Here is an 11817-nt window from a genome sequence, read left to right on the forward strand (position 1 = left end):
AAAAATGGTGTCTATGATACCGTAATTCAGCCAAATTTGTGCCATTGCTTGGTAATTAACTCTGTCAGCACAGGCGTTGACCACGCACTTTTTGGCAAGCTCTACTTAGGGCGTGTCATCAATTAGCACATTAACGCATTTAGTGGCCTTAAAATGGCTAAATTTTGCTAAACATCGTCAGTAATTTTGTCAATATGTTCATATTAACGGCAATTTCTTCCTTGTTTATCTACAATTTTTCTCATTTTAAGCCTCACAATCTAATTGATGACACGCCCTAGGTCAGGGACTTATAATAAAAATGCGCCGGTAAAAAACCCCACTCAGTTCACTGAGTGGGGTTTTTATTTTAATATTAAAAGTAATGCTTGGATATTGCGTGTGCGTTAGAACGAGCCAAACATCGTACCCAAAATAATGACCACTGTCACAGCGACCAATGGAATAACCATCGTCACCATGGCCAAGTTTAAATAAGATTGCTTGTGTGTTAATCCGCAAATAGCGAGTAGGGTGATGACCGCACCACTATGCGGTAGCGTATCAAGACCACCCGCTGCCATGACGGCCACGCGGTGCATCAGCTCAGGGTCGATACCAGCATTGACTGCCATTCTGAGATAGTCCTCACCCAAAGTCGACAGTGCAATACTCAAACCACCAGAGGATGAGCCTGTGATACCAGCCAGCGTGGTCATCGCGACCGCTTCTGATATCAAAGGGTTGTCAGGGGTTAAGTTTAGGATACTGTCACGAATGATAAGAAAGCCTGCTAGCGATGCGATAACCGCACCGTAACCCACTTCTGATGCGGTATTAAAAATCGGCAACATAGAATCATAAGTACCACGGTTAATGGTTTTTTGTAGATTATTCCAATGACCAATACGTAGCAGAATCAACACCACACAAGCCACGACCAATGAGATAATAATTGACCATAATCCGAGTGAGCCTGCGATATTTAAGTCAGGAAACTGTGTCTGTAGACTACTAAAATCTATCGACGGGAAAACCACATAGGTCAACAAAGCGTTTAAGCCAATGACCAATACGAGTGGAATCATTGCAATGGTAAACGAGGTGTGATGCGTGTTTAATGCTTCAGCTTGCTGTGTGGCTGCACCAAGACCGCCCACATCCTCTTCGTCATGCTGACCATAGCCTTCGCCCGCTGCATTGGCTTTTCTGGCGCGTGATTGTAACCACATCCAACCACAAATAAACATAATCGTACCACCGATAATACCCAAGATAGGGGCGGCAAATACGTTGGTGTTGTAGTAAGGAATTGGAATAGCATTCTGAATGGCTGGCGTGCCTGGTAGGGCAGTCATCGTAAACGTAAATGACCCTAGAGCAATCGCTGCTGGAATCAAACGTTTTGGGATATCTGCAGCTCTAAACAAGTCTTTGGCGATTGGATAGATAGCAAAAGCCACAACGAACAACGATACGCCGCCATAGGTCAAAATAGCACAGACCAAAATCACCGCAAGGATGGCTTTGCTGGCACCGAGTTTTTCGACGACGGTATTGGCAATGGCGGTTGCTGCGCCAGAGTCTGCCATTAAGCGTCCAAATAGGGCGCCCAGCAAGAAGATTGGGAAGAATTTGAGTAAGAATCCACTTAACGCGCCCATAAAGACATCGGTATAGGCGGGAATGGTACTTAAGAAGTCACCTGACAGTAAGACTGCTAATGTCGCCATAATCGGTGCTAGGATCAGCACAGAATAACCGCGATAAGCAAAGAACATCAGTAATAATAGGGTAATGACAATAGCAAGTGTACTAAACATGACGGCCCTCCTTGGCAAAAAATTAAGGCAGCGAGTATGCCGTGCTTATCAATATAGGTCAATTAAATTAATCAAAATCAGCCTATTTCGTCTGTTTTACTAAACATAATTCCAGACTAATATGCTGTTGGTTATCAATATTCTGTCGACCTATAGGGTGCAGGGTGTTGACTCGCATGAGCTGCTTGTTATTTTCTAGTCGCTACGAAAATAATATGTTAAGTTATCACAACTGTTTCACGCATGATATAGCGAGATAAAATGTATTGTTATGGATAATAATGTAAAATATAATGCTTGCTATCTATTAGGTGCAGTAAACAGTAATTATTCTAAAATATGACAATCATTCAATAAAGCTCTAACACTAACTTTTAAAACCAAACATCAAATTTACAAGGAATGTGAATATGTTTAGTGCCATCACTAATGCGAGCGTACAGTTAGTCAACCGCTATCTACCATCCCCATTCGTGTTTTCGATCGTATTGACCCTCATTGCATTTGCTGTAGGACTGGCAATTACTGGCCAAGATATGATTGCGATGGCAGGGCATTGGGGCAATGGACTGTGGTCACTGCATAGCTTTGCCATGCAAATGGCATTGGTTTTAGTGACAGGCTATGCCTTTGCCAGTGCGCCATTCATTCAACGCTTATTGGACAATCTGGCTAGTCGTGTTCACTCTCCTACGACCGCCATTATCGTATCAACCTTGGTGGGATTGGTTGGTTCATGGATAAACTGGGGTTTCGGTCTGATCATCGGGGCTATCTTTGCCAAAGCCTTGGCAAAAAAAGTGGCCAACGTCGACTATCCGCTATTGGTCGCTGCCGCGTATTCAGGTTTCGTGATTTGGCATGGCGGTTTTTCAGGTTCGATACCACTGACGCTCAGCTCTGGCGGTGAGACACTGTTGACGTTATCAGGCAATACCATGACGGAAGCGGTGCCTCTGTCACAGACGGTATTTGCAGGTTATAACTTACTGCTAGTGGGTCTGCTTATTGTCATTTTGCCCCTCGTCAATCGCTTTATGCATCCAAAAAATCCTACCGTCATCGATCCTAAGCTGATCAAAGAAGAGGTCTACGTCGCGCCCCAAAGAGACACGCCGGCACAAAAGCTAGATGATAGCCGTATTATCGCTGTCATCTTATTGGCCTTAGCATTGATGTACTATATCAGCGAGTTTGGTAGTAACGGTTTTAACCTAGGGCTAAACATCGTCATTGGGCTATTCTTATTCATAGGTTTGCTATCGCATGGCACGTTAGAGCGTTATTATCGCGCCGTACACTCAGGCATCGGTGGCATCACAGGTATTGTGTTATTGTTCCCGTTCTACGGCGGTATCATGGGCATCATGACCGGTGCAAACGCTGATGGTATCTCTATCAGTACGCAGGTTACGGAGTTTTTTGTCAATTCAGCTTCTGCAGATAGCTTCCCGATCTTTGCATTTTTAAGTGCAGGTTTGGTCAATGTCTTTGTACCATCAGGCGGTGGGCAGTTTGCCGTACAGGGTCCTGTTATGATTCCAGCTGGCATTGAGTTGGGTGTCAATCCAGCCGTTACTGCCATGGCAATTGCATGGGGTGATGCGTGGACCAACATGATTCAGCCGTTTTGGGCCTTGCCATTACTAGGTATCGCAGGTTTGGATGCGCGAGCCATCATGGGCTACTGCCTGATTGTACTGGCAGTATCGGGTGCTATTATCATGAGCGTGTTTTGGCTATTGGTATAGTCATTCCACTATAGAAGTATTACTGCGTTAACCTCGCTTGAAGTATTTAATATACATCTACACTCGGTTGCCTTGTACTATTTTTAAATGGAATCGACTATACAAGGTTATAACGTTCAAAAGAAAAATAAGCATGATGAGTTTTCGTTGTTAGGTTTTGTTAAAAGTAACAAGCAAACGGATAATTGAAATACTTAATTCAGCAGTAGTTTATGCACGGATTAAAAATATAAATAACAGTCATAGGAGACAAGTATGAGTCAATCAAAAATATATAGTAGTGCTGAAGAGGCGCTAAAAGGCGTCGTAACTGACGGGCAAACACTTGCTATCGGCGGTTTTGGTCTATGCGGTATTCCAGAATCGTTAATCGAAGCATTGCGTGATAGCAAGGTTAAAGGCTTGACCTGTATCAGTAATAACGCAGGCGTGGATGACTTCGGTCTTGGGCTGTTACTACAGACTCGCCAAATCAAAAAAATGATTTCATCATACGTCGGTGAAAACAAAGAATTTGAGCGTCAATATTTGGCTGGTGAGTTAGAAGTTGAGTTGACGCCACAAGGAACCTTGGCTGAAAAATTGCGCTCAGGTGGTGCAGGTATTCCTGCGTTTTATACTGCAACAGGTGTAGGTACGTTGGTCGCTGAAGGTAAAGAGACGCGTGATTTTGATGGGCGTACTTATGTGTTAGAGCATACACTACGTGCTGATGTCGCCTTAATCAAAGCACAAAAAGCAGATAAAGCGGGCAATCTAATCTTTAACAAAACTGCTCGTAACTTCAATCCAGACTGTGCAATGGCCGGTAAAATCACCATCGTCGAAGTCGAAGAAATCGTTGAGACAGGCACCTTTGATCCAGATGAAGTACATCTACCGGGTATCTTTGTTCAACGTATTGTATTGAATAATAGCCCTGAAAAACGTATCGAAAAAACCACGACTAAAGCTTAATTGTGTTTGAAACTAATAATCAGTTTTTATATTTATGACAGTTTAGATAGCTCATCGTTTAGATAAGTAAAAATAGAATATCGTAAAAAATAAGGAAATCAGCATGGCATGGACAAGAGAGCAAATGGCGCAACGCGCTGCACAGGAACTACAAGACGGCTATTACGTAAATTTAGGCATTGGTCTACCAACGTTGGTCGCTAACTATATTCCTGAAGGCGTGGATGTGTGGTTACAATCAGAGAACGGCTTACTAGGGATTGGCGAGTTTCCAACAGCAGAAAACGTCGATGCTGACTTGATTAATGCTGGCAAGCAAACGGTCACAGCAGCGCCAGGCTCCAGTTACTTTAGCAGTTCAGAGTCTTTTGCGATGATTCGTGGTGGCCACGTCAACTTGGCAATATTGGGTGCAATGGAAGTATCAGAAAATGGTGATTTAGCCAACTGGATGATTCCTAAAAAGATGGTCAAAGGTATGGGCGGTGCGATGGATTTGGTTGCAGGCGTACAGCGCGTGATTGTCCTAATGGAACAAGTCAATAAACACGGCGACCCAAAAATTCTGGCCAATTGCGAGCTACCATTGACAGGCAAAGGCGTGGTTGATCGTATCATCACCGAGCTTGCCGTATTAGACGTTACTGATAACGGGTTAAAATTGGTTGAGTTAGCAGAGGGTGTGAGCTTTAAAGAGTTACAAGAAAAAACGCCAGTAAACATTATCCAGTAAACTTTGTACAGTAAGCTCTTTACTGTAATGTGATTGTCTTAACATTAATGAGCTCCATCCTTCAGATAAATACGCCACTATAATTATAGTGGCGTATTCATTCAGTTCTATTTTTATAAAAACTAACAATATTTTAGACCATTATAAGGAATATGTATGGCGACCCAATTACAACAAGATTTGACAGGCAAAGTAGCATTAGTCACTGGCTCTGCAAGTGGTATCGGACGTGACATCGCTGAGACTTATGCAAAAGCAGGTGCAGCGGTTGGTATTGCAGATATTAACCTAGAAGCGGCACAAAAAACCGTTGATGCTATTGAAGCTGCTGGTGGACGTGCTCTCGCGATTGCCATGGATGTTACCTCAGAAGATGCCGTAAACCAAGGCGTACAGCAGCTAGTCGATACCTTTGGTGGTATTGATATTTTGGTCTCCAATGCCGGTATTCAGATCATTGACCCTATTGATAAGATGGCGTTTAGCGATTGGAAAAAAATGCTTGATATCCACTTGGATGGTGCATTTTTGACCACTAAAGCTGCGATTGGGCACATGTATAAAGGCGACAAGGGCGGCACCGTCATTTATATGGGGTCAGCTCATTCGCATGAGGCCTCACTATATAAAGCGCCTTATGTGACTGCCAAGCATGGACTGCTAGGCTTGTGCCGCGTACTCGCCAAAGAGGGTGCAGCACACAAGGTACGCTCGCATGTGATTTGTCCAGGGTTTGTCAAAACGCCATTGGTCGAAAAACAAATTCCCGAGCAAGCGGCTGAAAAAGGCATCAGTGAAGAGTCAGTGATCAACGATATCATGCTGGTGAACACAGTAGATAAAGAATTTACCACGGTGGAAGACATTGCCCAATTGGCACTATTTTTAGCCGCTTTCCCAACCAACGTATTTACCGGACAGTCTATCGTTGCCAGTCATGGTTGGTTTATGAATTAAGCGATATATGTAAATGCTAAAAACCACAAAGTCAGACCTACTGGCGTTGTGGTTTTTTTATGCGTTCAATTCAGCTACACTAGCACGATAAAAGGTTTGGCTAAATGGCTCTATCGGCTCACCACCAGCATGTGTTAGATATGCTGCGATATGCCTTAAGCAGTTTGCCACACCTATCCACTTGTATAGGCAACAATAGTCGCTATGTTTAATTTTATGAAAAAAAAGCCCACAGAAGAAACGCCGCAGTTGCAAGCGGAACGAGACAGCGCTGTCGATAAGGTATTGCTGGGTTACGAGATAAACTCGGTCAGTATTGCCACCATGGTCACCGGCCTTGAGCGTAAAGGCGATGCACTCACGTTAGACTTGCGTCTGCCGAAAGATAGTAATCCTGAAGCTATCCAACAGGAGCTAGGACAGTTGCTACATCCGCATGGTATTACCACGATTCATATGAATGTGCGTCTGCCTGCGCCAGAAAAAGGCTCAGGTTCAAGCTTACCAAAGAAAATGCCAAAAACGACTGACGCGATGGCATCTCAATCTAAACCATCATCGAACGTTGATAGCAGTGCTAACAATACCGATGCTGAGCCACCAATCACTAAAGCAGCACCAACACAAGCCTCATTAGCAGCGCATCCTCGTATTCGTCATATCATCGTGGTAGCATCAGGCAAAGGCGGTGTTGGTAAATCGACAACGACAGTCAATATCGCACTGGCACTACAAAAACTTGGTAATCGTGTTGGTGTGCTAGATGCCGATATTTATGGCCCTAGTATGCCTACGATGTTGGGCGTTGCTGACGTAAAACCGCAGTTAGAAAACGAGCAGTTCGTACCTGTCGATGCGCATGGTATGGCAATGCTCTCTATCGGTAGTTTGCTCGATGGTGATAACACGCCTGTTGCATGGCGTGGGCCAAAAGCGACTGGTGCATTGATGCAGCTATACAATCAAACTAACTGGCCGCAGCTAGATTATTTGGTGATTGATATGCCACCCGGTACGGGTGATATACAGCTGACATTGGCGCAGCGTATTCCAGTCACGGGTGCTGTCGTTGTCACGACACCGCAGCATGTTGCGCTATTGGATGCACAAAAAGGCATTGAGATGTTTAACAAAACCAATATCCCGGTGCTGGGTGTGGTTGAAAACATGGCGCTACACACTTGTAGCAACTGTAACCACACCGAAGCGATTTTTGGGTCTGGCGGCGGTGAGTTTATCGCTGAGCAGTATCAGGTGCCACTACTGGGTCAGTTGCCACTTGCGAGTGGTATTCGTGCACAAGTAGATAAAGGCATACCAAGTGTCTTGGCTGATGATGAGTTTGCGAGCTACTATGTGAGCATTGCAAAAAATATCGAAGCCAATATCAATAAATTTGCCAAACCTATTGATGACAAGCGGATTTTTTAGCGAGTATTGATAACAATAACTGTAAAGAATAAAAATGATATAAGGTGATGGTTGTTTGAATATCCTGAGGTCAATGTGGGATAAAAAAGCAAGTAGGATAAAACAGCCTTCACCCTATAAATTTTGCCATCACTTCCGTATAATCGTCGCTATTAAATATTTGCTAAGGAACAACAATGTCTATCAAGTCTGACCGCTGGATTCGTAAAATGGCTGAAGAGCATGGCATGATTGAGCCATTTGAAGCCGGTCAAGTACGTTTCAATGATGCAGGCGAGCGTTTGGTGAGCTATGGCACCTCAAGCTATGGTTATGACGTGCGCTGTGCACCTGAGTTTAAAGTTTTTACCAATGTACATTCAGTCGTGGTTGATCCTAAAAACTTCGATGAAAAAAGCTTTATCGATATCGTTGGTGATGAGTGCATCATTCCACCAAACTCATTCGCACTCGCTCGTACGATGGAGTATTTCCGCATTCCACGTGATGTATTGACCATTTGTCTTGGTAAATCAACTTACGCGCGCTGCGGTATTATCGTCAACGTGACGCCGCTTGAGCCTGAATGGGAAGGGCACGTCACGCTAGAGTTTAGTAATACCACCAATTTACCAGCACGTATTTATGCGGGCGAAGGCGTGGCACAAATGCTGTTTTTCCAAAGCGATGCTGATGATGTCTGCGAGACCAGCTATAAAGATCGTGGTGGTAAATACCAAGGTCAGCGCGGTGTCACACTACCGCGAACGTAATGGTATTAAAGATATAAGCATTGAGTAATGCATAAAAAGGCCCGTCATTATTTAATATGACGGGCCTTTTTTTATAGCTGATGGCTTTATAGATTTGGTTATTTTAATACTTTGAGACCCGCTTTGTTATCACGCTTTGGTTTAGGCGCTGGCGCAGTAGACTTGTTAGACATAGGCGATGAATCATCTACTGGCTCGTAATTGTCATACTCGTTAGGATCAAAAAACATGCCCTGTTGGTTTTCTTTGGCATAGATGCCTAAAACAGCAGTAATCGGTACCCAAATCTCTTGTGAGACACCACCAAAGCGTGCACTGAAGTTGATATACTCATTCCCCATAACCATGTTACCGGTCGCACGACTGGCAATATTGAGTACGATACGACCATCTTGTACGTGTTCAGTGGGTATTTGCACGTTGTCAGCAGTCGCATCCACCATCAAATATGGCGTTAGGGCATTGTCTTCTATCCATTCATAGAGTGCGCGCACCATGTATGGACGGGTCGGGGTAATAGAGGTGGTTTCGCTCATCTAATGATTTCCTATACTCATGATATTTAATAATTAAAGTTATTTTATTTAGCCATTTATCACGTAATAAATGCAAACGGACTTTTGTCTTATTTATACTTATTTTAGGATTGGTATTTATTCTAAGACAGCTTTTTGTATTTGTCTAATTAACGCACGCTTTTTTGAAAGCTCTTGCGCTCAAACACTCTTGTCTGGTATTCAAACAACGGACGGCTAATCGCACGTGGTAGCTCGATATCCATCTCGTCTAGTCGCCACAATAGCGGTGCTAATAGCACATCACACCAACCAAATTCATCCGCCATAAAATAAGGCTTGTGAGCGAACAGCGGAGACAAAGTAATTAATGAATCACTCAGCTGTTTTTTGGCCAACACTGCCTGTGCTTTGTTAAAGCTGTCTGGATGCATGAGTAGACGCTTACCGAGGACCAGCCAGTCCCGCTGAATGCGCCATGCCAATTGACGAAACTGTGCACGTTCCTGCGGTGTCTCAGGGAGCAATTTATTGGTATGGTAGCGCTCTTCAAGATACTCAAAAATGACATTAATCTCATAAAGCGCAATCTCACGCTGCTGTAATACTGGCAAAGTATGATAGGGGTTTAGCTCAGTCAAATCTTCAGGACGCTCAGAGTGCAAACGTGACAAATAATAATCAAGTTTTTTTTCTTCAAGTAATAGGCGTACCACATGACTGTCGTAACCGTCATCAGCGTACAAAATCAGCTGACTACTTGGAATATCGTTTGCGTCAATCATGAAAACCTAATGTTAAGAGTGAAGACTGCCATCGTAAACAAAGTTGCCATGATTATCAAGGCAACGTACGTAAACATTAGCGCTGAGCGACTTATTTCCAACTTATTTAATAAATATAGCCAGTATCAGCACATAAAAAAAGGCACTACCGAAGTAGTGCCTTTTTTATTTCCAAAACTATCTGCTAACCATTACTTACTTAACATCTTTCCAGAATTCTTTGTTCAATAAGTAAACTGGGATGAGTAATACCAATAAGAACAGAATGACAAAGAAACCAATCACTTGACGATCGTGACGAGCAGGTTCACCCATCCACGCCATAAAGTTAACCAAGTCACCAACCTCAGATTCAAACTCTTCTTGGCTCAACTCTTCTTGCATGTTATGCAGTACGTGAGGCATCGCTGCATTGGCCAGTACTAAGTTATTAGCACCCCAAGGGCGGCTTGGATCTTCATAGAACGACAATAGATAAGTATATACCCAGTCATCGCCGCGCAAACGTGTCTCAAGTGATAAATCAGGCGGCGCTGCACCAAACCAAGAGGCTTGAACCTCAGGATCAATCTCAGCATTGATATGATCACCGATTTGATCGGTAGTTACCATCAGATACTTTTCAACCAACTCAGGCGGTATCTCTAAGTCTTTGGCGATACGCGAGTGACGAACGTACTTGGCTGAGTGACACCCAGCACAGTAGTTCATAAAAGTTTTCGCGCCGTTTTGTAGCGAGCCCTTATTGGTAAAATCAATAGGGGCAGTGCTACAAGCCAAGTGCTCTTCAACACCTTCAGCATTGGTGAATGTACCACATCCATGACCGCCAGCTGCAAATGCCGTACCAGCCGTCAAGGTCAATGCTGCGCCTAAGCCTAGACCTGCTAGGGATTTAATTAGCGTGCTCATCAGTGACCTCCGGTAACGCGTTCTGGTGGCTGTTTACACTTCTCAATGGCAGTGTAGAACGGCATCAGTAAGAAGAACAAGAAATATAGAATCGTGAACACACGCGCCATGATAGTTGCTGTCGGCGTCGTTGGCGTTGCACCCAAGTAACCTAGTACGACAAAGCTGATAGCGAACACAGTCAATGCAATCTTAGACAAGATGCCTTTATAACGTATAGAACGTACAGGCGATCTATCAAGCCATGGGATCAAGAATAGTACAGCAATAGCAGCACCCATCGCGACAACACCACCAAGCTTATCAGGAACCGCACGTAAGATGGCGTAGAACGGTGTGTAGTACCATACTGGTGCAATATGCGCTGGTGTTTTCAGTGAGTTCGCTGTCTCAAAGTTTGGTGGCTCAAGGAAGAAACCGCCGCCTTCTGGGAAGAAGAATACCACTGCAAAGAAACAGATAAAGAATACAACGATACCAACCATGTCATGCACAGTGTAGTACGGGTGGAATTCGATACCATCTAATGGCACGCCATTTTTGTCTTTTAGCTTCTTGATATCGATACCATCAGGGTTGTTCGAACCCACATGATGCAGTGCCACGATATGCATGAATACTAAGCCCACAAGTACGAGCGGAATAGCAACCACATGCAGAGCAAAGAAGCGGTTTAGCGTGATACCTGAGATAATATAATCACCACGTACCCATTCAGCCAGACCATCACCAATGACAGGTAGAGCCGCAGGTAAGTTCAAGATAACCTGAGCACCCCAGAATGACATGTTGCCCCAAGGTAGGAGGTATCCGAAGAAACCTTCTGCCATCAGCGCTAGGTAGATACCCATACCGATGAGCCAAATAAGCTCACGCGGTTTTTGGTATGAACCGTAAAGCAGAGCTCTAAACATGTGCAGGTATACCACGACGAAAAACGCAGAGGCGCCGGTCGAGTGCATATATCGGATGAGCCAACCGCCTTTTACATCACGCATGATGTATTCAACAGAGGCAAAGGCCCCTTCAGCGCTTGGGTTGTACATCATTGTCAACCATATACCAGTCACCAATTGGTTGACCAATACAATCATTGACAGCACACCAAAGAAGTACCAAAAGTTAAAGTTTTTTGGTGCATAGTACTTTGACATATGGTATTCATAGGTTTCAGTCGCTGGAAAACGCGCGTCCACCCAGTGCATTAACTTTTTGCCAATAC

Annotated in this window: 11 protein-coding genes; 6 read left to right on the forward strand and 5 right to left on the reverse strand. The window is 44.0% G+C overall.

The annotated features are described in order from the left end of the window. Window positions 1-386: 386 nt before the first annotated feature. A complete protein-coding gene (locus I6E86_RS03990) occupies window positions 387-1802 on the reverse strand; it encodes a GntP family permease (protein WP_197175489.1) in 1416 nt (471 codons plus the stop codon). 410 nt (window positions 1803-2212) lie between these two features. Between I6E86_RS03990 and I6E86_RS03995 the strand changes: the two genes are divergently transcribed. The 6 genes from I6E86_RS03995 (at window position 2213) to dcd (ending at window position 8383) form a co-directional block, all read left to right on the forward strand. After that, entirely contained in the window at window positions 2213-3553 is a 1341-nt protein-coding gene (locus tag I6E86_RS03995) for a short-chain fatty acid transporter (RefSeq protein ID WP_197175491.1), read from the forward strand. A gap of 255 nt (window positions 3554-3808) precedes the next feature. Beyond that, window positions 3809-4510: a CoA transferase subunit A gene (locus I6E86_RS04000; protein WP_197132185.1), complete on the forward strand. Its 702-nt coding sequence runs from the start codon at window positions 3809-3811 to the stop codon at window positions 4508-4510. 103 nt (window positions 4511-4613) lie between these two features. Beyond that, window positions 4614-5243 carry a 3-oxoacid CoA-transferase subunit B gene (locus I6E86_RS04005; protein ID WP_197175493.1) on the forward strand — a complete coding sequence of 210 codons (630 nt, stop codon included), beginning with the start codon at window positions 4614-4616 and terminating at the stop codon, window positions 5241-5243. A 156-nt stretch (window positions 5244-5399) separates the two neighbouring features. Continuing rightward, window positions 5400-6200, forward strand: a complete 801-nt coding sequence (locus I6E86_RS04010; RefSeq protein ID WP_197175495.1) for a 3-hydroxybutyrate dehydrogenase — start codon at window positions 5400-5402, stop codon at window positions 6198-6200. Window positions 6201-6404: 204 nt separating this feature from the next. After that, entirely contained in the window at window positions 6405-7631 is a 1227-nt protein-coding gene (gene apbC, locus I6E86_RS04015; protein ID WP_197175497.1) for an iron-sulfur cluster carrier protein ApbC, read from the forward strand. Window positions 7632-7807: 176 nt separating this feature from the next. Beyond that, on the forward strand, window positions 7808-8383 hold the full coding sequence (gene dcd / locus I6E86_RS04020; RefSeq protein ID WP_010199897.1) for a dCTP deaminase: 576 nt from the start codon (window positions 7808-7810) through the stop codon (window positions 8381-8383). 98 nt (window positions 8384-8481) lie between these two features. On the opposite strand, the gene I6E86_RS04025 is transcribed toward dcd, so the two are convergent. The 4 genes from I6E86_RS04025 to I6E86_RS04040 form a co-directional block, all read right to left on the reverse strand. Continuing rightward, window positions 8482-8919, reverse strand: coding sequence for a ClpXP protease specificity-enhancing factor (locus tag I6E86_RS04025; protein ID WP_197175499.1), 438 nt, complete (start codon window positions 8917-8919; stop codon window positions 8482-8484). Between the two features lie 149 nt (window positions 8920-9068). Further along, complete coding sequence (locus tag I6E86_RS04030; RefSeq protein ID WP_197175501.1) at window positions 9069-9683, reverse strand: glutathione S-transferase N-terminal domain-containing protein; 615 nt, start codon at window positions 9681-9683, stop codon at window positions 9069-9071. Between the two features lie 195 nt (window positions 9684-9878). Beyond that, a complete protein-coding gene (locus I6E86_RS04035; RefSeq protein WP_197175503.1) occupies window positions 9879-10595 on the reverse strand; it encodes a cytochrome c1 in 717 nt (238 codons plus the stop codon). After that, the gene (locus I6E86_RS04040; RefSeq protein WP_194363251.1) at window positions 10595-11800 is read right to left on the reverse strand and encodes a cytochrome b; all 1206 of its coding nucleotides are present in this window, start codon (window positions 11798-11800) and stop codon (window positions 10595-10597) included. Before I6E86_RS04040 ends, I6E86_RS04035 begins: the two co-directional genes overlap by 1 nt. Between the last annotated feature and the right edge of the window lie 17 nt (window positions 11801-11817).

Origin of the sequence: Psychrobacter sp. SWN149 (assembly GCF_015864565.1) — a bacterium.
Classification (GTDB): domain Bacteria; phylum Pseudomonadota; class Gammaproteobacteria; order Pseudomonadales; family Moraxellaceae; genus Psychrobacter.